General features: G+C 37.8%; 18 protein-coding genes. 12 read left to right on the top strand and 6 right to left on the bottom strand.

Annotated features, from left to right (window positions below; genetic code table 11):
• Together DU508_RS19215 and DU508_RS19210 are read right to left on the bottom strand one after the other, a co-directional pair.
• Positions 1-3,111, bottom strand: coding sequence for an efflux RND transporter permease subunit (locus tag DU508_RS19215; RefSeq protein ID WP_115404390.1), 3,111 nt, complete (start codon positions 3,109-3,111; stop codon positions 1-3).
• Positions 3,108-4,217 (bottom strand): efflux RND transporter periplasmic adaptor subunit, encoded by a 1,110-nt coding sequence (locus DU508_RS19210; RefSeq protein WP_115404389.1) that lies wholly within the window; start codon positions 4,215-4,217, stop codon positions 3,108-3,110. Before DU508_RS19210 ends, DU508_RS19215 begins: the two co-directional genes overlap by 4 nt.
• Positions 4,218-4,687: 470 nt before the next feature.
• On the opposite strand from DU508_RS19210, the gene DU508_RS19205 reads away from it, so the two are divergent.
• Complete coding sequence (locus DU508_RS19205) at positions 4,688-6,469, top strand: M61 family metallopeptidase (RefSeq protein WP_233509678.1); 1,782 nt, start codon at positions 4,688-4,690, stop codon at positions 6,467-6,469.
• Positions 6,470-6,605: 136 nt separating this feature from the next.
• On the opposite strand, the gene DU508_RS19200 is transcribed toward DU508_RS19205, so the two are convergent.
• Positions 6,606-7,070: a hypothetical protein gene (locus DU508_RS19200; RefSeq protein WP_115404387.1), complete on the bottom strand. Its 465-nt coding sequence runs from the start codon at positions 7,068-7,070 to the stop codon at positions 6,606-6,608.
• A gap of 267 nt (positions 7,071-7,337) precedes the next feature.
• On the opposite strand from DU508_RS19200, the gene DU508_RS19195 reads away from it, so the two are divergent.
• The 9 genes from DU508_RS19195 (at position 7,338) to DU508_RS19155 (ending at position 19,220) form a co-directional block, all read left to right on the top strand.
• Positions 7,338-9,113: an AMP-dependent synthetase/ligase gene (locus DU508_RS19195; protein ID WP_115404386.1), complete on the top strand. Its 1,776-nt coding sequence runs from the start codon at positions 7,338-7,340 to the stop codon at positions 9,111-9,113.
• Entirely contained in the window at positions 9,085-10,806 is a 1,722-nt protein-coding gene (gene ggt / locus DU508_RS19190) for a gamma-glutamyltransferase (protein ID WP_115404385.1), read from the top strand. The genes DU508_RS19195 and ggt overlap by 29 nt, the downstream gene beginning before the upstream one ends.
• A gap of 193 nt (positions 10,807-10,999) precedes the next feature.
• Positions 11,000-11,434: a MarR family winged helix-turn-helix transcriptional regulator gene (locus DU508_RS19185; RefSeq protein ID WP_115404384.1), complete on the top strand. Its 435-nt coding sequence runs from the start codon at positions 11,000-11,002 to the stop codon at positions 11,432-11,434.
• 12 nt (positions 11,435-11,446) lie between these two features.
• Complete coding sequence (locus DU508_RS19180; protein ID WP_199562748.1) at positions 11,447-13,852, top strand: 3-hydroxyacyl-CoA dehydrogenase/enoyl-CoA hydratase family protein; 2,406 nt, start codon at positions 11,447-11,449, stop codon at positions 13,850-13,852.
• A 94-nt stretch (positions 13,853-13,946) separates the two neighbouring features.
• Positions 13,947-15,122 carry an acetyl-CoA C-acyltransferase gene (locus DU508_RS19175; RefSeq protein WP_115404382.1) on the top strand — a complete coding sequence of 392 codons (1,176 nt, stop codon included), beginning with the start codon at positions 13,947-13,949 and terminating at the stop codon, positions 15,120-15,122.
• Positions 15,123-15,235: 113 nt separating this feature from the next.
• Positions 15,236-15,586: a four helix bundle protein gene (locus DU508_RS19170; protein WP_115404381.1), complete on the top strand. Its 351-nt coding sequence runs from the start codon at positions 15,236-15,238 to the stop codon at positions 15,584-15,586.
• A 239-nt stretch (positions 15,587-15,825) separates the two neighbouring features.
• Positions 15,826-17,619 carry an acyl-CoA dehydrogenase family protein gene (locus DU508_RS19165; protein WP_115404380.1) on the top strand — a complete coding sequence of 598 codons (1,794 nt, stop codon included), beginning with the start codon at positions 15,826-15,828 and terminating at the stop codon, positions 17,617-17,619.
• Positions 17,620-17,807: 188 nt separating this feature from the next.
• Positions 17,808-18,296, top strand: a complete 489-nt coding sequence (locus tag DU508_RS19160) for an FKBP-type peptidyl-prolyl cis-trans isomerase (RefSeq protein WP_233509677.1) — start codon at positions 17,808-17,810, stop codon at positions 18,294-18,296.
• Positions 18,297-19,220, top strand: a complete 924-nt coding sequence (locus tag DU508_RS19155; RefSeq protein WP_115404379.1) for an FKBP-type peptidyl-prolyl cis-trans isomerase — start codon at positions 18,297-18,299, stop codon at positions 19,218-19,220. It begins immediately after the preceding gene.
• Here DU508_RS19155 and DU508_RS19150 read toward each other — a convergent pair.
• The 3 genes from DU508_RS19150 to DU508_RS23920 form a co-directional block, all read right to left on the bottom strand.
• Positions 19,213-20,541: a cryptochrome/photolyase family protein gene (locus DU508_RS19150; protein ID WP_115404378.1), complete on the bottom strand. Its 1,329-nt coding sequence runs from the start codon at positions 20,539-20,541 to the stop codon at positions 19,213-19,215. The genes DU508_RS19155 and DU508_RS19150 overlap by 8 nt on opposite strands.
• Complete coding sequence (locus DU508_RS19145) at positions 20,542-21,468, bottom strand: TIGR01777 family oxidoreductase (RefSeq protein ID WP_115404377.1); 927 nt, start codon at positions 21,466-21,468, stop codon at positions 20,542-20,544.
• A 514-nt stretch (positions 21,469-21,982) separates the two neighbouring features.
• Positions 21,983-22,129 (bottom strand): hypothetical protein, encoded by a 147-nt coding sequence (locus tag DU508_RS23920; protein WP_158542213.1) that lies wholly within the window; start codon positions 22,127-22,129, stop codon positions 21,983-21,985.
• 180 nt (positions 22,130-22,309) lie between these two features.
• Between DU508_RS23920 and DU508_RS19140 the strand changes: the two genes are divergently transcribed.
• Both DU508_RS19140 and DU508_RS19135 read left to right on the top strand, forming a co-directional pair.
• On the top strand, positions 22,310-23,584 hold the full coding sequence (locus DU508_RS19140) for a DASH family cryptochrome (RefSeq protein WP_115404376.1): 1,275 nt from the start codon (positions 22,310-22,312) through the stop codon (positions 23,582-23,584).
• Between the two features lie 197 nt (positions 23,585-23,781).
• Complete coding sequence (locus DU508_RS19135; protein WP_115404375.1) at positions 23,782-26,580, top strand: 2-oxoglutarate dehydrogenase E1 component; 2,799 nt, start codon at positions 23,782-23,784, stop codon at positions 26,578-26,580.
• Positions 26,581-26,640 lie beyond the last annotated feature (60 nt).

Below are 26,640 nucleotides of genomic sequence, written 5' to 3'. Positions count from 1 at the left end.
TTATTCTTCTGTATGTAAAGCCTCTAGTTCAAAACGATGGGCGTCTTTTAATTCTTTATTTGGTTTGTATGGTTTTGCCCAATATGAGTAAATAGCGGGGATTACGAACAAGGTTAAAACTAAAGAAAACAAAGTTCCGCCTACGATAACTGTTCCCATGCTCATGCGGCTTTTTGCTGCAGCTCCTAAAGCCATGGCAATTGGCAAAGCACCTATTGCGATAGCTAAACTCGTCATTAATATTGGTCGCAAACGTGATACTGAAGCTTCGCGGATGGCCTCTGGAATAGCTACCCCTTTTTCTTTCAATTGATTAGCGAATTCTACAATTAAAATACCGTTTTTGGTTACCAAACCGATTAACATAATGGTACCAATCTGGCTAAAAATATTCCAGCTTTGTCCACAAAGCCATAGCGATAAAAATGCTCCTGCAACAGCCATTGGAACGGTTAAAATAATAATGATCGGATCTTTAAAACTTTCAAACTGAGCAGAAAGAATCAGATATACCAATAATAATGCTAAACCAAATGCAAAGAAAGTATTTGATGAACTCTCTTTAAAATCTCTTGATTCGCCACTTAAATCGGTAGAAAATGTTTCATCCAATACTTTTTCGGCAATCTTATCCATAGCGTTAATTCCATCGCCAATACTTTTTCCAGGTGATAAGCCTGCCGAAACAGTTGCTGAAATGAAACGGTTATTGCGATATAGCTGTGGCGGACTACTTTCTTCTTTCGCGGTTACGAGGTTGTCCAGTTGAATTAATTCTCCTTTATCACTACGTACATAAACTGAGCTTAAATCTAAAGGATCTTTTCTGTCTCCACGATCAAACTGACCAATTACCTGATATTGTTTACCATTCATGAAGAAATATGAAAAGCGTTGCCCGCTTAAACCTAAATTTAACGTTTGTGCAATAGCAGAAATGGAAACTCCTAAGTTTTTAGCCTTATCCCGATCAATGGTTAAATTGATTTCCGGTTTGTTGAATTTTAAGTTAACATCAGAAACTGTGAAAGTCGGATCTTTGGAAACTGCATCCATAAATAAAGGCACTTTTTCTCTTAGTTTTTCGAAATTTTGCGCCTGGATAATATAACTAATGGGCAATCCTCCTCTACGACCAACAGAAATAGTTGGTTGTTGATTAACAATCACTTTTCCTTCGGTATATTTTTTAGTTACCTTGGTCAGCATGTCTGCAATTTCTTTTTGCGAACGTTCGCGATCTCCGGCATCAATTAATCCCATTCTCACAAAACCAGAGTTTGTGGCCCCGGATCCTCCAAAACCAGGAGAAGTAATGGTAATATTAACATTTTTTTCAGGCACTGAATCCATTACCAGTTGATTCAGTTTCATAATAAATTTATCAGTAGAAGTGAAAGAAGCACCCTCTGGCAAGGTTGCTGTCATATTAATCGCACTTCTATCATCGTAAGGCGCTGTTTCTTTTGGTAAAAGCTGCCAGAAAAGAAAAATCAATCCCATGCAAACCATTATGATTGGGATAGAAAGCCATCTTCTATCTAAAAATTTATTCAAGTTTGATGCATAAGAATCATTTAACTTAACAAAATAAGGCTCGGTCCAATTGTAAAATCTTGAGGGGGTATGCCCGCCTTTTTTCATTAAATAGGCATTTAGCATTGGGGTTAAGGTAAGTGATACAAAAGCCGAAATTAATACCGCAGCACCAATTACTACCCCAAATTCTCTGAATAACCTGCCAACAAATCCTTGCAGGAAAATTACAGGCAGGAATACTGCGGCAAGGGTAATGGAAATAGAAATAACGGCAAAAAAGATCTCATTTGAACCTTTAATAGCTGCCTCAAATGGTGACATGCCCTCTTCTACTTTTTTAAAGATGTTCTCTGTTACCACAATACCATCATCTACCACCAAACCTGTAGCCAAAACGATGGCTAACAAGCTTAATACGTTAATGGAAAACCCAAAAATGTACATGATGAAGAATGTAAATACCAATGATACCGGAATATCAATTAGCGGTCTGAATGCGATGGCCCAATCTCTAAAGAAAAGATAGATGATCAGAATTACCAAAACCAATGATAAACCAATGGTTTCGGCAACTTCAGTTACCGATCGTTTAATGAACAAAGTATTATCCAGTGCAACTTTAAGCTTAATGTCATTGGGCATGTCTGCCTTTAATTTATCGAAGCGTTTATAGAATTCCTTGCTGATGTCTAAATAATTGGCTCCAGGTTGAGGGATGATTGCAACGGCAACCATCGGCTTACCTGATTCTCTTAAAATCGTTTCCTCATTTTCCGATCCCAGTACGGCGTAACCAACATCTTTCAGTTTTACTACCTGATTACTGTCTGATTTTAATATCAAATTATTAAACTGATCTTCATTGGTCAGCTTACCTAAGGTTTTTACCGTTAACTCTGTCGTTTCTCCGGTTATTTTTCCTGATGGTAATTCTACGTTTTCGTTATCCAGGGCGGTAACAATATCCTGAGAAGTCAATCCGTAAGCACTGAGCTTATTGGGGTCCATCCAAATACGCATGGAATACTTTCGTTGTCCCTGAATTTGCACACTACTCACGCCCGGGATGGTTTGAATACGGTCGGCAATCACATTTTCAGCAAAATCACTCAGCTGTAAAGTATTTCTTTTATCGCTTTGAATGGTCATTGATAAGATCGGATCTGAATTCGCATCAGCTTTACTCACAATTGGTAAACCATCAATATCCCGTGGTAAATTTCTCGCAGCCTGCGAAACTTTATCCCGAACATCATTGGTAGCTTCTTCTATGTTTTTATCCAGATTAAACTCAACCGTAATATTACTGGTTCCCTGATTACTTGATGAAGAAATATTCCGGATCCCGTCAATCGAGTTGATTGATTTTTCTAAAGGCTCTGTAATTTGCGATTCAATGATGTCAGAATTCGCTCCAGGGTACGATGTTCTTACCGAAACCACGGTAGGGTCAATGGATGGATATTCCCTGATGCCCAAAAATGTATATCCGATTATTCCAAAAAGAACAATCATCAGGTTCATTACAATGGCAAGAACAGGTCGTTTTATACTCGTAGTAGAGATACTCATAATGATTCTTTAACCAAATTAACTTTTACCGGAGCATCTTTTTTCAAAGCCATGGAGCCTGTGGTTAGTACAGTATCGCCAGCTTTCAATCCTGAAGTGATTACAATGTTTTCATCAGTACGCGTTCCTGCTTCAACCTTAACCTCCTGTGCTTTCCCGTTCTTTTGGATGTAAACTATTTTTCCTTTCAAAACTGGGATTATTGCCTGGTTTGGAATAAGGATTGCATTTTGTAAAGTATTTAATGCCAGTTTTATTTTTGCAAATGAACCTGGTAACAAAGCATTATCTGCATTAGGTGCCAGTGCCCTGATTTGTAATGTTCGTGTTGCGGCATTGATGCCTGGCTCAATCGCATACACTTTTCCGGTGTTCTGCTTTGAAGATCCATCAGTTGTAAAAGTAATGGATGACCCCAGATTTATTTGGCCAGCATATTTCTCCGGAACCGAAAAAGTTACCTTCACTGGATTAGTGCTAACCAGATTTGCAATTACGGTTGCAGGTGTTAAATACGTTCCTGCCGAGATGTTGCGCAATCCGATTCTTCCCGAAAAAGGAGCCCGGATAGTTGTTCTGGCAAGCTGGGCTCTGATTAATTGTGATTGTGCCTGTAATGATTTTAAATCAGCCAGAGAAGTATCATATTCTTCCTGGCTGATTGCGCCTTTTTCCAATAATTGTTTTGCCCTGTTTTCATTAGTGCCCGAAAGTTTTTGCCTGGTTAATGCCTCTTGCAGTTGTGCCTGGATGTCGCTGTCATTAACTTTTACCAAAACTGCCCCTTTGGTAACATTTGTTCCTTCTGTAAAATAAATTCCGGTGACCAAACCAGAAACCTCACTTTTCAAAACCACAGATTCATTTGCATCAATTGCTCCTGTCACTTCCAGATCAGTGTTAAATGATGTTGGTTTAACTATAATTCCATCAACTACTAACGGAGCACCTGCACCACCACCTTTTCCTCCGGCGGCACCCTTTCCTTGTCCGGTTGCAGCAGCAGCACCACCTCCCTCTAATTTTTTATTCGCGTTAATTCTGTAATAAACTAAATAGGCCAGGCCTAAAGCCAAAACAGCATAAATGATATACCTTTTCTTCATGGTTATATTGGTGTCGTGCTTATCTGAACATTAAAATGAAATTAACGTTCAATATTAGAGCGTAAAAATATTCAAATAGTTTAGTCCTAAATTTGTTGTATTAAGGATGTTACCAAATTAGTCTGAAGTTTACTTAGTCAGGGGTCCGAAGTCGGGAGTCCGGACTCAAAAGTTGTGGGAGGCAAAGAAGATAATTGGCATGAAGTTTCTTAGTTCGAAATTATAGCGGTAAAGTTGAAAGAAGTACTGAATAAATGCCAAAGTTCTAATGACAGCTTTGTTCTTTAGGCTTTGGACCTCCGACTTCAGACTCCAGAGGTCCAACCAGTCTAGCGAAACAACTATTTTACACCCCTTTTTTGTTTTTAATTCGGAAACCTCATCAATAAATATAATTTTGTGGACAAAATACCCTCAATATGTTTATTAAAAAATCAATTTTAAGTTTAGTTTTATTACTAACGTGTATTATGGCAACGAAGGCGCAGGTAAAAATTGCTTTTGAAGTTTCTTTTAAAGAACCGCAAGCACATTATGCCGAAATTCAGATGAATATTTCTGGCTTGGTAAAAGATTACGTTGATGTAAAAATGCCAGTTTGGACTCCAGGATCTTACCTTATACGCGAATTTGAAAAAAGTGTAGAGGAATTTAAAGCATCTGCCGGAGGTAAAGCCGTAAAAGTAGAAAAAGTAAGAAAAAATACCTGGAGAATATTTTCAGCGAAAGCGGCAAATATCAAAATCAATTACCGTGTTTACGCATTTGAAATTTCAGTACGTACTCCCTTTATTGATGAATCTCATGCTTTCTTATCATCTACAGGAATTTTTATGCATCCCGATGGTATGATTAAATCACCTAGTACAGTTAAAATTATTCCTTTTAATACCTGGAGCAAAGTTTCAACAGGCTTAGAGCCGGTAGCAGGAGAAAAGTTTACCTATAAAGCAACTGATTTTGATATTTTATATGATAGCCCTATTGAAGTAGGTAATCAGGATGTTTTTGAATTTATGGCGGCAGGTGTTCGTCATGAAGTAGCCATGTATGGCGGAGGCAACTATGATAAGGAAAAACTTAAAGTGGATATGGCTAAAATTGTAGAAGAAATCACAGCAGTTTATGGCGAAAATCCAAATAAGCATTATGTTTTTATTGTTCATAATTTCTTGAGAGGCGGTGGCGGTTTAGAGCACTTAAACTCTACTACTTTGGGCGCAACCAGAAATGCTTATAATACCGAAGCAGGTTACAAAGGGTTCTTAGGTTTAGTTGCTCATGAATATCATCACTTGTGGAATGTAAAACGTTTACGTCCGGTAGCATTAGGTCCGTTTGATTACGATAACGAAAATTACACCACCAACCTTTGGATTGCGGAAGGATTTACTTCATACTATGAAAATAAATACATGCACAGAGCAGGTTTTAATGATGACAATACTTTTGTTAATGATCTTGCGGGTGCAATTGGTACTGTATTAAATACACCAGGTTCTAAATATCAGTCTGCAGCATCGTCAAGTTATGATGCCTGGATCATCGGCTACCGCCCAAATGAAAACTCTAAAAACAATTCAATTTCTTACTACAACAAAGGTGAGGTTATTGGAATTTTGATGGATTTAGAAATCATAAATGCTACAAAAGGAGCAAAAAGTTTAGATGATGTGATGAAGGCCATGTATTTACAATGCAAAACTTTAAAACGGGGTTATACGGATGCAGAATTTAAAGCAATGGTAGAAAAGATTTCAGGAATCAGTTTCACTAATTTCTGGGCCAAGTATGTTAATGGTGTAGATGACGCAGAATATGTGAAATATTTCGGCTATGCAGGTATTAACATAACCACCGAAAATGCAACGCCTGATAAACCGGTAAGCGGGGCAAGTGGGCAGTTAACCAATAATGGTACAATTTCGGTTACTTCGATCAGCAGAAACTCAGCAGCATGGATTGCGGGTTTAAATGTTAATGATGAAATTATTTCATTGGATGATGTAACGGTAAGTGAAGCTTTATCAACCGTGAAATTAAGAAGCCCGATGCTTTCATTGGAAACTTTGCCTTTGGTTTCAAAGAAAAACATTGGTGATGTATTAAAACTTAAAGTTAAACGTGATGGTTTGGAACGTGAGATTTCTTTAACCTTAAAAGAAAATCCAAGTGTACGTTTAAAAGCAACAATAAATGAAAATGCAACACCAGCTCAAAAAACAGTGTTTAAAAAATGGACAGGGAAGTAAGTTTGGAGTCATGAGTCACTAGTCTTGAGTCAAAAAAAAACCCGTTAGAAAATTTTCTAACGGGTTTTTATATTTTAAGCTTAATCTTTCAGCTTTAGTCTTTTAGCCTTCAGCTTTGGTCTTTCTGCTTTCGGCCTTAAAAAGTATATCTAAAGCCTAAACCAAATCTTCCTGCATTGAAGTCGCTATCATTGCTTCCAATATAAAGTCTTGGTCTCCAGTCTAAAGCGATTGCTAAAGGTGCACCACTAATTTTATAATCTAAACCTACCATTGGTACCAAATAAAAACTAGAACCGCCATCATACAATTGCACTGATGGACCACCACCCAAATACCAGTCTAAACCTTTTGCTCCGGGTAATGAAGCATTATATTGTAAAAATGCCTGAAGTACTGTTGAGTTTCCCCCAAACAAAACCTCGCCCTGTAAGGCTGCACTTCTGCTAAAATGATGTCTAACTGAAGGACCCACCAAAGTAGCCCCGTCACCAAAGTCAATACCTAAACCTAACCCTGTTTTGTAATTCTGAGCTTTAACATTCGTTGTGGTAAGTGCAAATAAAGCAATGCATCCTAAAATTGTAAATAGCTTTTTCATAATAAATTTTTTAGTAAATAATGTTTTCTTAAGTATTTAAACAGCTTAACAACTTTGATGCCGTTTATGTTTTTTCGGTAAAAATCTTATGGCGATAAAAAACAATGCTTGCATAGTAATAATGGATTTGTTAAGTTTATTCCAATATTTTATACCTGAAGAAGTTTTGGCATTCTCTGTCCGTGCAAAATATTCGATAAAAAAACATAAGGCTTAACAACATCTTTATGTTTGATTTTTTTAACTTAACCAAATAATAAAAAATATATGGCTGCAGAAATTACAAGGGTTTTTGATCTATTAAGGTATAGCCTGGAAAATCCTAAGCAAGAATTCATCAACGGAAAAATTAATGGCAAATGGATTAACTACAGTACAGAAGAATTTTGTGACACTGTAGATAATTTAAGCCGTGGATTAATAAAACAAGGAATTGTTAAAGGAGGGCGTGTTGCGGTAATGTCGCATAACAGACCGGAATGGAACATTGCCGATTTTGCAGCCAATCAAATTGGAGCTTACCAGATCCCGTTATACCCAACCTTAGCAGAACATGACATTCAGTTTATTCTAAAAGATGCCGAAATATCAATTGTATTTGTTGCAGATGCAGATTTATATAAAAAAATAAAGCCTTGCGCCGACGCTATAAATCCAGACATTAAAATTTTCAGTTTTAATGATATTGAAGGAGTAACATGCTGGAAAACACTTATTGAGGAAGGCAGGAATGATCAGGAAATCAATCTAGATGACTACCGGGCGAAAGTTGAACCGGAGGATATTCTGACTTTAATTTATACTTCAGGAACTACCGGAACACCAAAGGGTGTAATGTTAACCCATCATAACCTGGTGGCAAATTTTGTTAACTCCGCAGTGGTAATGCCTGAGGGGGTAAATAAAGGTTTAAGTTTTTTACCGCTCTCACACATATTCGAACGCATGATTATTTACCTGTATTTGTTTAACAGAACAGCGGTTTATTATGCAGAAAGTATGGAAACAATTGTTGCCGACATTCAACATGTAAAACCAAATGCATTTTCAACTGTCCCCCGGCTCCTGGAAAAAGTTTATGATAAAATAATGGAAAAAGGGAAGGCGCTAACCGGAATTAAAAAAGGCATTTTCTTCTGGTCGGTGGCTTTGGCTGAAAAATATACCACTAATGCGGGTGGCTGGTATAACTTTAAACTGGGTATTGCCAGGAAACTGGTTTTTAAAAAATGGCAGGAGGCCCTTGGCGGGGAGATTGTAGTGATTGTATCTGGAGGAGCAGCCCTGAATCCACGTTTGGCCCGCATTTTTTGGGCTGCAGGAATGCCTGTTTTTGAAGGTTATGGATTAACGGAAACTTCTCCCGTAATTACAGTTAATCATTTTGGAGGAACAATGTTCGGAACGGTGGGGGAAGTAATTAAAGGAGTAGAGGTGAAAATTGCACAGGATGGGGAAGTATTAACACGCGGACATCAGGTAATGAAAGGTTATTATAATCGCCCAGATCTAACAAACGAGGCTATTGATAACGACGGTTGGTTTCATACAGGAGATATTGGAGAATTGGTAGATGGCCGGTTTTTAAAAATTACCGACCGTAAGAAAGAAATGTTTAAAACAGCAGGAGGCAAGTATGTAGCGCCACAGATGCTCGAAAATAAGTATAAAGAATCTATTTTTATTGAACAGATTATGGTTTTAGGGGAGAACAGAAAATTCCCTTCAGCTTTGATTGTTCCGAATTTCGAAACCTTAAAAACCTGGGCAGGCAGAAAGGGAATTACTTTTACAACCAATGAAGAAATCATCAAAAATGAACAGGTTTTAACTAAATATAATGAGGTAATAGAAGCATCAAATAGTGGTTTTGGTAAATGGGAACAGGTTAAAAGATTTGCACTTTTACCAAAAGAATGGAGTATTGATGGAGGGGAATTAACGCCTAAACTCAGTTTAAAGAGAAAAGTAATCACAGAGAAAAATAACAACATCATTGAAAAAATATATAAAGATGCAGAAAACTATAAGTCGCCTAACTAATTTCAAAATTACTTCAATCTTATTAGTAGCCATAATTGTTTTAGCCAGCTGCGTAAGCGGTCAATTGGGTAAAAACAATAGCAATGAATTTAAAAACGGGATGGTTGTTACTGCGCATCCGGAAGCATCGCAGGTAGGAATTGAAATTTTGAAAAAGGGTGGTAATGCAGTTGATGCAGCAGTTGCAGTTCAATTTGCATTGGCCGTAGTTTATCCAAATGCCGGAAATATTGGCGGTGGCGGCTTCATGGTTTACCGGTCGGCAAGCGGAGAAGTTAACGCACTTGATTTTCGTGAAAAAGCTTCAGCATCTGCCAGCAGAGATATGTATTTAGATGCCGCCGGAAATCCAATAGTTGATAAAAGTTTATATGGGCATCTGGCCGCTGGCGTTCCCGGATCAGTAGATGGAATGGTTCAAGCACATCAGAAATACGGAAAACTTTCCTGGAAACAGATTTTACAGCCCGCTATTGATTTAGCTCAGAACGGTTTTAAAATTACAAAACGACAAGCAGGAGAATTAAATGGTTTGCACGGTAAGTTTATGGAATTTAATCCCAATGGAATTGCCTTTGTAAGTTTAGAGAGCACCTGGAAAGAAAATGATGTGTTAGTTCAAAAGGAATTAGCCAACACATTAAAATTAATTCAGGAGAAAGGCAGGGCAGGATTTTATGAGGGTGCCGTTGCCGATTCAATAGTTGCCGAAATGCAGCGTGGTAAAGGCTTAATGACAAAAGATGATTTAAAGAATTATCATTCTGTTTGGCGTAAACCAATCACGGGTAATTATCGGGGTTATAAAATTATAACTATGCCACCAACTTCAAGCGGAGGTATTGCATTGATTCAATTGCTGCAATCTGTAGAACCCTATCCTTTAAAAAGATGGGGGCATAATGCAGATTCTACTGTACAAGTTATTGTTGAGGCTGAAAGACGCGTTTATGCAGACCGGGCAACGCATTTAGGTGATCCTGATTTTTATGCAGTTCCTCAAGCCACGCTGCTAAGCACCAGTTATAATAAAAATAGGATGGCAAATTTCAACTGGGCAACAGCCACGCCAAGCAGCGCTATTTTAGCGGGACAGGTTAATGGCAAAGAGCACGAAGAAACCACACATTTTTCTATTGTAGATCGCAGCGGTAATGCGGTTTCAATTACCACTACTTTAAATGGCTCGTACGGCTCGTTAGTTGCGGTAAAGGGAGCAGGTTTCCTGTTGAATAATGAAATGGATGATTTTTCTGTTAAACCCGGTGCACCAAATATGTATGGATTAGTTGGGGGAGAGGCAAATGCAATTGCCCCGAATAAAAGAATGCTCAGTTCAATGACCCCAAGCATAGTGGAAAAAGACGGTAAGCTTTTCATGGTAGTGGGTACACCTGGTGGATCGACAATTATTACTTCAGTTTTTCAAACCATCATAAATGTGATCGATTTCGATATGAATATGCAATCGGCAGTGGCCGCAAAGAAATTCCATCATCAATGGTTACCCGATGAAGTTTATGCTGAAAAGGATGCTATTGATAGCTTATCAACGGAAAAGTTAAAAGCAAAAGGTTATAAAATCATTAACCGCGGACCGATTGGAAGGGTCGACGCTATTTTAAAAACCAAATGGGGCAGTTATCAAGGCGGTGCTGACCCGCGTGGTGATGATATTGCGATTGGTTATTAGTGCGGTTGAATAGTGCGTAAATGTATAGTGATAAACAAATACGATAAACCGGGAACTTACTGGTAAAATAATAATACTAAAGCCTCTGATGGAAATTGGAGGCTTTTTTTGTAACAAAAAATATTCAAATTGGTGTTGCATTAACAAAATACATTCATTAGCTTTGTTATGCAAGCATAATAAAAACACCAGAATGAAACAACAACAAACATTAGATTACCATATCAAGTTTGCCTGGCAAAATATGTTTAATAAGTACAACCAAATGGCAGCTGGCTTTGGAATTACGCAGGCCATCGGGTATATGCTTATTAATATTAATGACGAAGAAGGTACTGCTGTTTCAAATTTAGCTGCATTGCTTGGTGTTAAAGCTACAAGTTTGTCGCGCATGTTGAATAACATGGAAGAAGCAAATCTTATTTATCGTGAAACTTCTATTGGTGATAAACGTTCTGTGAAAGTTTTCCTGACCGATTTTGGAAAAGAAAAGAAACAACTGGCAAAAGGCGTTGTGCGCAAATTCAATGAATATCTGGATGAACATTTCACTAAAAAAGAAAAAGAAACATTCATTAATTTATTGATAAAATTAAATGATATAACAGTAGCATATACTGTAGATTAAATATAATTTATAATGAAACGAAGCATTAATAAGGTTGCTGTTTTAGGCTCAGGTATTATGGGATCGCGTATTGCGTGCCACTTCGCCAATATTGGCGTAGAGGTTTTGCTTTTGGATATTGCCCCTAAAGACCTGACCCCCGAAGAGCAGGCAAAAGGATTGACATTAGATAAACCAGCGGTAAAAAACCGTATTGTAAATACAGCGCTGCAAACCGCTGTAAAAACAAATCCATCTCCGGTTTATTCTAAAAAGGTATTGAATAAAATCAAAACCGGAAACTTCGACGATGATATGCCAAAAATTGCCGGTTACGATTGGGTGATTGAGGTTGTTGTAGAAAATCTTGACATCAAAAAGAAGGTTTTTGAGCAGGTAGAACAATTCCGTAAGCCCGGAACGCTGATTACTTCCAATACATCGGGTATTCCCATTCATTTAATGGCAGAAGGCAGAAGTGAAGATTTTAAAGCCCATTTTTGCGGAACTCACTTTTTCAATCCACCACGCTATTTAAAATTGTTGGAGATTATTCCAACGCCATATACCAAACCAGAAATTGTAGATTTTTTAATGCATTATGGCGATAAGTTCTTAGGTAAAACAACTGTTTTATGTAAAGATACGCCTGCATTTATTGCAAACCGCGTTGGTGTGTATTCAATCATGGCACTGTTGCATTTGGTTGAGAAACTGGATTTAACGGTTGAAGAGGTCGATAAATTCACTGGACCTGCTTTAGGCAGGCCAAAATCGGCCACCTTCCGTACTTCAGATGTGGTAGGCTTGGATACCATGATTAAGGTGGCAAAAGGACTTTATGATAATTGTCTGGATGATAAAGCGCATGAACTGTTTAAACTTCCTGCATACGTGCAAAAAATGGAAGAGCATAAATGGCTTGGCGATAAAACCAAACAAGGCTTCTATAAAAAAACTAAAACAGCCGAAGGTAAAACTGAAATCCTTGCGTTGGATTTAAAAACTTTAGAATATAAACCTCAGCAAAAAGTAAAATCGGCCACTTTGGAAATGACGAAGCCGGTTGAAAATCTTCGCGAACGCATGAAGATTTTTGCAAAGGGAAAAGATAAAGCAGGCGAGTTGTTCCGCCATTCTTCTTTCGGATTATTTGAATATGTATCGGATAGAATTCCCGAAATTTCTGATGAGCTGTATCGAATTGACGATGCCATGCGTGCAGGTTTCGGGTGGGAATTGGGTCCGTTTGAGCTTTGGGATGCCGTTGGCGTGAAAGAAGCAATCGAAGGAATGGAGCAATATGGAAATAAGGCTGCGGCCTGGGTACATGAAATGCTCGATGCCGGAAATACTTCATTCTACAAAGTTGAAGGTGGTGTGAAAAAATATTATGACATTCCATCTAAATCTTACAAAACACTTCCCGGAACTGATGAATTTATTATTCTGGATAACATCAGGGATAACAAAACGCTTTGGAAAAACTCTGGTGTTTCGATCATTGATTTAGGCGATGGCATTTTAAATGTCGAATTCCATACCAAAATGAATACCATTGGCGGCGATGTAATTGCAGGAATTAACAAAGCAATTGATATGGCCGAAAAAGAATACCGCGGCCTGGTTATCGGTAATGACGGCGCAAATTTCTCTGCTGGTGCTAACGTCGGTATGATTTTCATGATGGCGGTTGAGCAGGAGTGGGATGAATTGAACATCGCCATCCGTATGTTCCAGAATACTTCAATGCGCATTCGTTATTCTTCAATTCCTGTTGTGGTTGCGCCTCATAATTTAACCTTGGGTGGTGGCTGCGAATTCAGTTTACATGCCGATCATGTTCAGCTTTCTGCTGAAACTTATATGGGATTGGTCGAATTTGGTGTTGGCGTTATTCCTGGCGGGGGCGGAACAAAAGAGTTCGCTTTACGTGCATCTGATGAATTTAAAGATGATCAAATTGTTCAAAATGCCTTGAAAGATCGTTTCTTAACCATCGGAATGGCTAAGGTTTCCACTTCCGGATACGAAGCCTATGAGTTGGGTTATTTGCAAAAAGATAAATTCTCCATTTCGATGAACCGTAACCGTTTATTGGCCGACGCTAAAGCTAAAGCGATTGAATTGGCCGATGCGGGTTATACTAAACCTGTTCAAAGAACTGACATTAAGGTTTTAGGAAAACAAGGCTTGGGAATTGTTTACGCAGGCGCAAACAGCATGTATGCCGGTCATTTCATTTCCGAACATGATAAAAAAATCTCAGAGAAGTTAGGCTACGTGATGTGCGGCGGTGACTTGTCATATCCAACCGAAGTAAGCGAACAATATTTATTGGATTTGGAAAGAGAAGCATTTTTATCGCTGGCGGGAGAACGCAAGAGTTTAGAACGTATTCAAAGTATAATAACTAAAGGAAAGCCGTTGAGGAATTAGATGTGAACTTGCTTAGCCACGGCAAGGAGCAATAGAATGACAAAGCAATTAAAAAGATAATATTGGCTAGCGCCATAAGAAATACTAAAATAGAATGGAAGCATATATTATAGCCGGATATCGTACAGCAGTTGGCAAAGCGCCACGCGGGGTATTCCGTTTTACGAGAGCTGATGATCTGGCCGCAGAAGTGATTAGAGCTTTAGTCGCGTCGGTTCCGAATTTGGATAAAGAACAAATTGATGATGTAATTGTAGGCAATGCCACGCCAGAAGCAGAACAGGGGTTGAATATTGCCCGAATGATTTCGCTGATGGGTTTGGATACCGACAAAGTTCCAGGAGTTACAGTAAACCGTTATTGCGCATCAGGTTTGGATACGATTGCTACTGCAGTTGCCAAAATTAAGGCTGGAATGGCTGATTGTATTATCGCCGGTGGTGTTGAGGTAATGAGTGGAATGCCTTTTGGTGGTTGGAAATTAGTGCCAAATGCTGAGGTTGCGAAAAATAATCCGGATTGGTATTGGGGAATGGGCTTAACGGCAGAGGCCGTTGCCAAAGAGTACAACGTGAGCCGCGAGGATCAGGATGCATTTTCTCTGAAATCTCATGAAAAAGCAATCCATGCCATCAAAAATGGTCATTTAAAAGATGGCGTGTTGCCCATCACGGTAAATGAAAATTATCTGGATGAGCACCTTAAAAAGAAAACCCGTTCTTATGTGGTGGATACAGATGAAGGTCCGCGTGCCGATACCACTCTGGAAAAATTGGCAAAATTAAAGCCTGTTTTTGATGCTGTTGGAAGCGTAACCGCTGGTAATTCTTCGCAAACATCTGATGGTGCAGCATTTGTTTTAGTGGTTTCTGAAAAGAAAATGAAGGAGCTGAATGCAGAGCCGATTGCAAGATTGGTAAGTTACGGTGTAGCAGGTGTTCCGCCAAGAATTATGGGAATTGGTCCGATTGAAGCTATTCCAAAAGCATTGAAGCAAGCAGGTTTGAAACAAGATGATATTGATTTAATTGAATTGAACGAGGCATTTGCATCTCAATCCTTAGCCATTATCAGAACATTGGATTTGAATCCGGATATCATTAATGTAAACGGTGGCGCCATTGCATTAGGGCATCCGCTGGGTTGTACGGGTGCTAAATTAACTGTTCAAATGATGAATGAGCTGAAAAGACAAAACAAGAAATACGGAATGGTAACCATGTGCGTAGGTACAGGGCAGGGTGCAGCGGGGATTTTTGAGTTGCTGTAATTAGTATCGAGATATGAGTATCAAGTATCAAGATTGAATAGCGAACGCTTTAGTGGCATCATAACAAATTCATCCCGAACATATTTGTATTCATAATTTAAAACTAAAAGCACATGCACAATTTTAAAGAATTAAAAGTTTGGCAAAAATCTATTGAATTAGCTGTTGAGGTTTATAAAGCGACATTGCTTTTGCCTAGTGATGAAAAATTTGGATTAATTTCACAAATGAAAAGATGTTCAGTTTCAATTCCCTCAAATATTGCTGAGGGTTCTGGTAGAGGAAGTGGTGCTCAGTTCAAACATTTTTTAACAATAAGCCAAGGTTCGGCTTTTGAGTTGGAAACCCAGATAATTATTTCCAATATGCTTGAACTTTTAGATGATGGTTTGGCCGCTAACTTAATTGAAAAAACAACTGAAATTCAGAAAATGGTTTACTCGTTAGAAAGAAAATTAATTTAAGTAGTCTTAAGAATCAAGATATGATTATCAAGTATCAAGATTCCAGGCAAATTTAAAAAATATAAAATATTGGCGATTTAAAGTTTTTAGACTTGTGTTGATATTCGCTACTAAATACTTATAAACGTAGTGGCTCTGGATTTTGTCTCAATACTCACTACTAAATACTAATTAACTTAGTGATTCTCGTTTCCGGACTTTGTCTTGATACTTGATACTCGCTACTAGATACTATTAAAATGGAAACAACTGAAAAAAAAACAATTAAAGGCGGTGAATTCTTAATTAAGGAAACGACTTACCAGGATGTATTTATTCCTGAAGAATTTGATGAAGAGCAACAAATGATTGCGCAAACTTGCCGCGATTTTTTAGAAGCTGAAGTTTATCCAAATTTAGATAAAATTGATAAACAGGAAGATCCTGAATTGATGCCAACGCTTTTAACTAAAGCGGGCGAATTGGGTATTCTTGGAGTTTCTGTTCCTGAAGAATATGGTGGTTTTGGTAAAAACTTCAACACTTCAATGCTGGTTGCTGATGTGGTTGGTGCAGGTCACTCATTTGCGGTTGCGCTTTCAGCACATACCGGAATTGGTACTTTGCCAATTTTATATTATGGTAATGAAGAGCAAAAGTCCAAATATATTCCCAAATTAGGTTCAGGCGAATGGAAAGCAGCTTATTGCCTAACTGAGCCAAATTCAGGTTCAGATGCAAACTCAGGCAAAACCAAGGCAAAATTAAGCGAGGATGGTAAACACTACATCATCAACGGACAGAAAATGTGGATCACCAATGGCGGTTTCGCAGATATCTTTATTGTTTTTGCCAAAATTGATGACGATAAAAACTTAACTGCATTTATTGTAGAGAAAGATTTTGGCGGTATCACAATGAATCCGGAAGAGCATAAAATGGGCATCAAAGGTTCGTCAACCCGTCAGGTTTTCTTTAATGATTGCCCGGTTCCGGTTGAGAATATGTTAAGCGAAAGAGAAAATGGTTTCAAAATCGCGGTAAACATTTTAAACATTGGCCGTATTAAATTATCTGCAGCTGCAATTGGTGCCTCGAAGGTTACGTTGAGCACAGCCATTAACTACGCCAATGAACGTAGCCAGTTTGGTCGTCCGATTTCTAAATATGGTGCTATCCGTTTTAAGATTGCTGAAATGGCATCTAAACTTTATGCAGTTGATGCAGCAAATTACCGTGCAGGACAAAATATTGATGATACATACGATCAGTTGGTGGCAGGTGGAATGGAATCTGGCAAAGCCAGATTAAAATCTGTTGAGCAATTTGCGGTTGAATGTGCCATACTTAAAGTTTGGGGTTCAGAGGCATTGGATTATACCGTTGATGAGGGCGTTCAGATTTATGGCGGTATGGGTTTTAGTGCCGATGCACCAATGGACAGGGCTTATCGCGATGCCCGTATCAATAGAATTTTTGAAGGAACAAATGAAATTAATCGTTTATTAACAGTTGATATGATGCTGAAACGTGCCATGAAAGGGGAGTTGGATTTAATGACCCCGGCAACAGCAGTTGCGGCAGAATTAATGAGTATTCCTGATTTCGGTGAAGAAGACACTACTTTGTTTGCCGCGGAGAAAAAAGTTTTAGCGAATTTAAAGAAAGCAACTTTAATGGTTGCCGGTGCTGCGGTTCAAAAATTAATGATGACATTAAGCAAAGAGCAGGAAATTTTAATGAACATTGCTGATATGGCTGGTTATGTTTATGTGCTTGAATCAGCTTTACTCAGAACAGAGAAATTGGTTGCTATGCGTGGCGAAGAAGCAGCGGCTGGTCAGTTAGATTTATTGAAGATTTACATGGTTGAGGCTGTTGATGGAATTGCAAAAGCAGGTAAAGAAGCGCTTTGGGCTTTCGCAGAGGGTGATGAGCAGCGTATGATGTTAGTCGGTTTACGCCGTTTTACTAAAGTAGAGCCGTTTAATGTTAAAGATGCCCGCCAAAGAGTTGCACAGCAATTAATTGAAGCGAACAAATATATTTTTTAAGGTTATAAAAGCCAAAAGCTTAAAGACCAAAGCTGAAAAACCCGACTGGGCTCAAATAACAGATGACAAAGTCCTGTATAATTTGTAGCTATGTTGCTCTAGTCTTTCAGCTTTGGTCTTTTCGCTTTATACATTTGTTAAAATAGGTTAAAAATTGTAGCATCCATATTAAAAGCTTATTTTTGCGGATGATGGTTAAGTTTAGATATATGATATTATTGGTTTGCATTGCCGGATGCTTTGCTGCCTGTAGTAAGAAAAGCGTGGATGTTTATGACCCTGAACCTCAGTTTAGAGCCGATACAACCGCAATCAGGGCGTTTATAAAAGCTAATAATATTCCCGCTCTTAAAGATCAATATGGGATTTTCTATCAGATTATTGAACCTGGTAATGGTAACGTTGTTTACAATTCAGCTACACAAATCTCAGCCGATTATGAGGGTAGATTATTAGACGGAACTATTTTCGATAGCTCTAAAGGAACACCAATAACATTTGCGCTTGGCAGAGTAATTGGCGGCTGGCAACTTGGTATTCCGAAAATACAAAAAGGTGGAAAAATCCGGTTAATCATTCCATCGTTCTATGGTTATGGAAATGTGGCTCAAGGCAATATCTTGCCTGCAAATTCTATCCTTGATTTTAACATAACACTTACAGACGTTACAAACTAAATGAACAAATTTACCAAACTTAGCCTGTTATTCATTTTGGCTACTGTACTCTTTTCTGCGTGTAAAAAAGAGTATGAAAGCATCCAATCAATTGATGACAGTGCTATTCAGTCTTTTATCTCTAAAAATAATCTCACATCAGTTATGGTACAAGATCCGGATAAAAGCGGATTTTATTATCAGATAACCTCTCCTGGTACCGGAGATAGTTTTAAAAATACAGATTCTGTTCTTTACAATTTAACGGTAAAGTCTTTATCAAGCGGAACCACATATCTTCAGTCTCCTTTATTGGGCAATCTGGGTACATTTGTGGGATATACGAATCAGTTTTACAATTCCTCACTTTCAAGCTCTACAAACTCTGGTTCATATAATATTCCCGCAATACGTACAGCGATTCAAGCATTGAAGCCTGGAGGTACAGCAAGAATATTATTACCTTCTTATTTGGCGTTTGGAAGAAATGGTGCTGGCAATATCCCTTCAAATGAGATAATTGATTTATTAATTACTACATATTCCTATAAAAAACAAGCACTGCTTGATGATAATAGAATTACAACTTATTTAACTTCTAAAGGATTGACTGCAACAAAAGATCCAAGTGGAATTTATTATATTGTAAATACATTAGGAACTGGTGACGATGTTAATTCAGAAACAAGTACTGTTGTAATTAAATATACCGGCCGTTTGTTAGATGGATCTGTATTTGATTCTTCCACCGATGGAACTTTTTCAACAACATTATCCGGCCTTATTCAAGCCTGGCAAATAATGGTTCCAAAATTCAAAGTAGGAACTAAATTTAGAATGCTTATTCCATCAGCATATGCTTACGGAAGTGGAGGTAATGGTGGAACAATTCCTCAAAATGCACCATTGGATTTCGATATCGAAATTGTTAGTGTAACTAACTAGATAAAGCTTCCTTAAAAACTTTAAGCACTCTTTCTCGTGCAAATGTATGCTCAACTATAGGTTGGGCATATTTTTTGGTCCCAAATTCCGGCACCCATTTTTTGATATACTCTTGCCTGGGATCGAATTTTTTAGTTTGAAGTTCCGGATTGAATACCCTAAAGTAAGGAGCGGCATCATTTCCTGATCCTGCAGCCCATTGCCAGCCACCAACATTGCTGGCCATTTCATAATCCAGTAATTTTTCGGAAAAATAGGTTTCTCCCCAGCGCCAATCGATTAATAAATGTTTGGATAGAAAACTGGCAACAATCATGCGTACCCGGTTATGCATCCAACCCGTTTTGTTAAGCTGCCTCATGCCTGCATCAACAATCGGGTAACCAGTGTTTCCTTCGCACCAGGCCTTAAATTCTTTTTCATCATTGCGCCATTTAATTTTATCATATTGCTTTTTGAAGGAGTCAAAAGCGGCATACGGAAAATGCCAGAGTATCATCATGTAAAACTCTCTCCAGGCCAATTCAGAAAGCCAAACATTTGCCTTTGCTTCGAGTGCATCTTTTACCGCTTTTCGAATACTTAATGTTCCAAACCGTAAATGTAAACCAATATGCGTTGTTCCATCTAAAGCAGGGAAATCTCTTTCTTTTGCATAATCATCCAACTTGTTTTGGTAACTGATTTTTGGGAAATCCAAATTACTTTCTTTAAATCCCATTTCTTTTAAGCCGGGTAATGGCAACTGTTTCGTTTTAAAAAGATTATTAAAATATTTTTTTGTAGGGTAGGGTTTGATATAAAAATCATTCAACTTAGCAAGCCACTGTTTGTAAAATGGTGTAAATACAGTATAAGGTGTTCGATCAGCTTTTAAGATTTCACCTTTCTCAAAAATGACCTGATCCTTAAAAGTTTTAAAGGCAATTTTTTCACTGATTAAAAATTCAGCTGCGTTATGATCACGTTCGCGGGCGTAAGGCTCATAATCATGATTGGTGTAAACTTCTTTGATCTCATAGTCTTTTAATATTTCGGGCCAAACTTCTTCCGGCATACCATATTTGACCAGTAAATCTGATCCGTGATTTTGAAGTTCCTTTTTTAAATTTTCAACGGTTTGATAAATGAAAGTGACCCGGGCATCATCTTTGGGTAATTTATCAAGAATGTTTCTGTCGAAAATGAAAAGAGGAAGAATCGGATGTTTACTAGTAAGTGCATGATACAAGCCTGCATTATCTTCTAAACGTAAATCGCGACGGAACCAGAAAATCCCCACAGCTCCTGAAGGTTTTATCTTGCAGCCATGCTTCTCCATTTAATGTTTCCTCTTTAAGGGAGCTTGGCCATAGAGATCTCTCAAAGCCTCATCCAAATCTGTAAACTTAAATTTGAAATCTGTGTCTAAAATCTTTTGTGCAGAAGTATTATTACTCATTAAAATTGCTTCAGCTCTTTCGCCCATCAATAATTCAATTGCCTTTTTTGGAACTTTAACCGGCCAGAATGGTCGGTGTAAATGTTTGGCAATTGCTTTGGTCAGCCCCTTATTGGTAACTGGAAAAGGTGCACAGGCATTGTAACAATTTTCCATTTTCACATTTTCAACTGCATAAATATACATCTCTACCATATCATCTATATGCAGCCAGGGAATCCATTGTTTTCCTGTACCTAATGCTGAACCAACAAATAATCTAACGGATTTGTCCAATTGTGGTAGCGCACCGCCATCATTGCTAAAAACTATACCGGTACGTAGTTTTACAATTCTCAGGCTTAACTTTTTCCCCTGATCAACCGCATCTTCCCAAAGCTTGCAGCATTCTGCTAAAAAGCCATATCCATTCGGACTCTCCTCTGTAAGAATTTCATCTCCACAATCTCCATAATAACCCACAGCAGAAGCAGAAATAAAGGATTTGATTTGATGATCAGGCTTTGATCGGATTGTTTTAAAAAGTAATTCTGTTGATTTTACGCGACTATCAATAATTTGCTTTTTGTGCTCATCTGTCCATTTTTTATCTGCCACTGGTTCTCCGGCTAAATGGATGATCGAATCCACATCATCAATACATTTAGCATCAATGGTTCCTTTGTAAATATCCCATACAAAATTGTTTGGATCACTACTCTTTTTTCGGGAAAGCGTATTTACCTCATAGCCTTTGTTTAGTAAATGCTTTTTGAGTGCAGTGCCCACAAGTCCGGTCGCTCCCGTAATCAGAATCTTTTTTACCATGTTTTTAAAACACTAAAGATGCAAAAGGGTTTTAGTTTTTGGATTCATTTCTCGTCTCTTCCATCATTCAAACTTCTTGCTTTCAGTTTGTTTTGCCGTCCTTCCCGAGCAGGTAGAATCCGATGTCATTAAGTTAAGGAAAAAACAAAAATAATTGTCATTCTGAACGCAGTGAAGACCGTGAAGCAGCTATGAAGTAAATCCCTATCCCACAGGGCATTGTGCCTGTTTTACTGCTGAATTTTGTTTTTGAAACGGAGTAGTGCTGTTTATTAATTTTTGTGTTCCAGCGTTTGGAGGTTATTCAGGTATTTTCCCGCAGATGCCACTGATCACGCAGATAAAATAAAGTCTGCGTAATTTCTTAAATCTGCGGGACATTATTTCTTTAAGAATTCTAAGTTAAAATTATGATTAACGGTAAATTACAAAAGCACATCATTGATAGGCACAAAAAATCCCTGACCCACAGATGTTGTACCTGGTTTATTTAAAAAATCTTTATTTCTGATGTTCAGGAAGGGAGATTTACTTTTCCGATATGTGTAAGCTGAGCACCATTGTTGTAAACGGTAACTTTTTCTAAGGTAGCTTTAGTTTTAATTTGTTGCTGTGCAAATACGCTGAGCGGAAACAGCAAACTGATGAGCATTTGTTTCATTATTTTTTCTTATTATGTATGTGTTGAATCAATATTTGGATTAAGGATGTGTTATTTCCAGGTATTCTATAATTGAATGTTTTTTGTTGCCTATTTGTAAAGAATCATACAGGCTTTTGATGCAGACAAAAAATAAGATAAATTTGTAATTGCGTTCTTAACACCCTTTTTTAAGAAAAGATGTCCAAAAAAATTTTAGTCTGGTTTAGAAATGATCTTCGTTTGCATGATAATGAAATGCTGGTAGAGGCTATTGCTAAATCTGATTCGATTTTGCCTGTTTATATTTTAGATTCCCGTCTTTTTGGGGAAACGAAATACGGAACGCTTAAAACTGGCAATATTAGAGCGCAATTCATTCTCGAAAGTGTTTTAGGTTTAAGAAATTCATTAAAGCAGATTGGTGGAAATCTACTCATTGCGGAAGGAAATCCGGAAGAGATTATTCCCCAACTTGTTCAGGAATACGAAATTACCGAAGTTTACCATCACCGCGAAGTAGCAAGAGAAGAAACTCATGTTTCTACCTTGGTAGAGAATGCGCTTTGGAAATTGCGGATAAATCTTAAGCATTTCATCGGTCATACTTTATATAATAAAGAGGATTTGCCTTTTCCGATTAAAGATATTCCTGATGCCTTTAATCAATTCAAAAAGAAAATAGAACGCGACTCGATCATTAAACCATGTTTTTTGGCACCAGATCGAATTAATGTTGCCGAAGTCATCGATTGGGGAATATTATCCTCTTTAGAAGAATTAAATCTCTCTCCGCAACAAAAAGATCAGCGATCTGATTTTGAATTTACGGGAGGTGAGGCGGAAGGTTTAGCGCATTTGCAAAAAGTTATCGTCGCCATGCAACAAGCCGCAACCTCAAAAAACCTAATTCTTGCCTCAAAACTCTCTGCCTGGTTAGCCATTGGTTGCTTATCTCCCCGTAAAGTTTACTGGGAAATTAAGAAAATGGAAGGGATGCAAAATACCAAAGCCATGTTTAATCATGTTTTACTGGGATTGCTTTGGAGAGACTATTTCCGTTTCATGTTCAAAAAATATGGAAATACATTTTTTAATCCGAATGGCTTTGGTAGCCAGGGATTAGTTGATATTGAAAATGAACAGGAAAACTTTAATAAATGGAAGAGTGCACAGACTGGTTTCGCTGTTGTTGATGCAGTGATGACGGAACTGAATCAAACTGGTTTTATATCAAATATTGCCCGTCAAACCGCGGCCTTGTACCTCATCAATAATTTAGAAGTAAGCTGGATTTTCGGAGCGGCATATTTCGAAGAAAAACTGATTGATTATAACCCGGCCAGTAACTGGGGCAATTGGGCAAATATGGCAGGTGTTGGCAATGATCAAAAAACGAAAAGTGTTTTCGATTTAGATAAGAACATCAAAAATTTGGATCCAAAAGGAAACTATGCTTTAACCTGGGCATCGTGATGAAATGATAGCACGAGAGATTTTTAAATATGGAATTTTGTTCCGTTGTAAAATACATTCACTCATCCAGCCATTCTCTCATTGAATAATTAAATAAATCACTCATTTAAAATTCAATCATTTATTTTAATCGAGTTTTTTGCCATTTATATAAGGTAAAATTCTAATTTTGTAATGCTTATAGTAAACAGTTAATAATGGATAAATTATCTTATCTTAACGGCGCAAACGCCGAATATATAGAGTCATTATATCAGTCGTATCAACAAGATCCTGAGTCGGTTGAATTTGGTTGGCAGAAATTTTTTGAAGGATTTGATTTTGGAAGAGGTTCAGAGGCTCCAGCAACAACCGCAGAAACCCCTGAACAATTTTTAAAAGAAGTTAGTGTTTTAAACCTGATCGATGGTTATAGAAGTCGTGGGCACTTATTTACACACACCAATCCGGTTCGCGAAAGACGTAAACACCAGCCAAGTTTAGATCTTTCTAATTTCGGCTTGTCTGATTCAGATTTGGATACTGTTTTCAACTCTGGTGTTGAAATTGGTATTGGTGCAGCAAAATTGAAAGATATTGTTGCTTTCTTAAAACAGACTTATACAAGCTCTATCGGGGCTGAATATAAATTTTTACGTACTCCTGAGGTGTTGAACTGGATTCAACAGAAAATGGAAAGTGCACGTAACACACCTAACTTCTCAATCGATGAGAAAAAACGTATCCTTAGAAAATTAAATGAGGCTGTAAGTTTCGAGAATTTCCTGGGTACAAAATTCTTAGGTCAAAAACGTTTTTCTTTAGAAGGGGCGGAAGCTTTAATTCCAGCATTGGATTCAGTTATAGAGAAAGGTGCTGATTTAGGTATTGAAGAATTTGTAATTGGTATGGCCCATCGCGGTCGTTTGAATGTGTTGGCTAACATTATGCAAAAAACTTATAAAGATATTTTTGCTGAGTTTGAAGGTAAAAGTTACAATCCAGATACTCCCTTTGGTGGTGACGTAAAATATCACTTAGGTTATTCTACCGATGTTACCACTGTTACAGGTAAAAGTGTTCACTTAAGTCTTTGCCCGAATCCATCACACCTGGAAACGGTTGATGGTGTTGTTGAAGGAATGAGCCGTTCAAAAATTGATTTCAAATATGGAGGTGATAACAGCCGTTTAGCACCAATTTTGATTCATGGTGATGCTTCAGTTGCTGGTCAGGGTATTGTTTATGAAGTGATTCAAATGGCAGGACTGGAAGGTTATAAAACTGGTGGAACAATTCACCTGGTGATTAATAATCAAATCGGTTTTACCACAAACTATAAAGATGCCCGCACCAGTACTTACTGTACAGATATTGCTAAAGTAACTTTATCTCCTGTTTTCCACGTAAACGGTGATGATCCTGAGGCTTTGGTTTATGCCATTAATTTAGCGATGGAATATCGTCAGAAATATAAAAATGATGTTTTCATTGATATTTTATGCTACCGTCGTTTCGGGCACAATGAGTCTGATGAACCTAAATTCACACAGCCTTTATTGTACAAAACAATTGAAAAACATCCAAATCCAAGGGAAATTTATATTGACCAATTAACTAAAGAGGGTAAGCTGGAAGCTGGCTTGGCAAAAGAAATGGAAAAAGATTTCCGTGGAATTTTACAAGAACGCTTAAATGAAGCTAAAGAATTTGTAGCAGGTAGCAGTGAAGTTAAATTCGGTGGTGCCTGGGCAGATTTACGGATGGCTACACCAAAAGATTTCGAATCTTCTCCGGTAACTGCAGTTAAAAAATCTACATTATTAGAAATTGGTAAACGCATCACTACTCTACCATCTAATAAAAAGTTCTTCAAAAAAATTGAAAAATTATTTGCTGAACGCACCAAAATGGTCAACGATACGCATGTCTTCGACTGGGCAATGGGTGAACAACTGGCTTATGGAACTTTGTTATCAGAAGGTAAACGTGTTCGTTTAAGTGGTCAGGATGTGGAGCGTGGTACGTTCTCGCACCGCCATGCGGTATTAACTTTAGAAGATAGTGAGGAAGAATATGTACCATTGGCAAATATTTCAGATCAACAGGCGCCATTTGATATTTACAATTCGCACTTATCAGAATATGGTGTTTTAGGTTTCGAATATGGTTATGCAATGGCTAACCCAAATGCTTTAACCATTTGGGAAGCACAATTTGGTGATTTCTTTAACGGCGCACAAATTGTTGTTGATCAATACATTGCAAGTGCTGAAACAAAATGGCAACGTGAAAATGGCCTGGTAATGTTATTGCCTCATGGTTATGAAGGTCAAGGCCCTGAGCACTCTTCAGCACGTATTGAGCGTTTTATGGAACTTTGTGCTGATTACAACATGCAGGTTACAAATTGTACTACTCCAGCAAACTTCTTCCACGTTTTACGCCGTCAGTTTAAACGCGATTTCCGTAAACCGTTGGTTGTATTTACGCCAAAAAGTTTATTACGCCACCCTGCCTGCGTTTCTAAATTAGAAGAATTTACAGAAGGTGGTTTTAAAGAGGTAATTGATGATGTAAACGCAAAGGTTGCAGATATTACGCGTATTATTTTCTGTAGTGGTAAAATTTACTACGAATTGCTTGAAAAACAGCAGGCTGATCAGGTAAAACATGTGGCGTTGGTTCGCGTTGAGCAATTATATCCAACTCCTGTTGACCAAATGGAAGCGGTTAAGAAAAAATATAAAAATGCCAAAGAAATTTTCTGGGTACAGGAGGAGCCAGAGAATATGGGTGCATGGCCATATTTATTCCGTAAGTTATACAAAACTGAATTGAAAGGCATTAATGTAATTTCACGAAAAGAAAGCAGCAGTACAGCTACTGGTTTTGCAAAACAACACGCCAATCAACAAGCTTATATTTTAGCAAAGGCGCTTGAAGCACCTGTTAAAAAAGAAGAAGTAAAAGATATTGCAAAAAAAGCAAGTAAAAAAATGGCTGAAGCCGATTAAGGTTGAAGATAAAAAGGCATAAGGTTGAAGGTTTTCTTTCAACAGCTTATACAAGATTTA

This window comes from Pedobacter chinensis (genome assembly GCF_003339865.1).
Classification (GTDB): domain Bacteria; phylum Bacteroidota; class Bacteroidia; order Sphingobacteriales; family Sphingobacteriaceae; genus Pedobacter; species Pedobacter chinensis.
The sequence above is the reverse complement of the archived record's forward strand: the minus strand, read 5'-3'. Positions and strand labels throughout refer to the sequence as shown.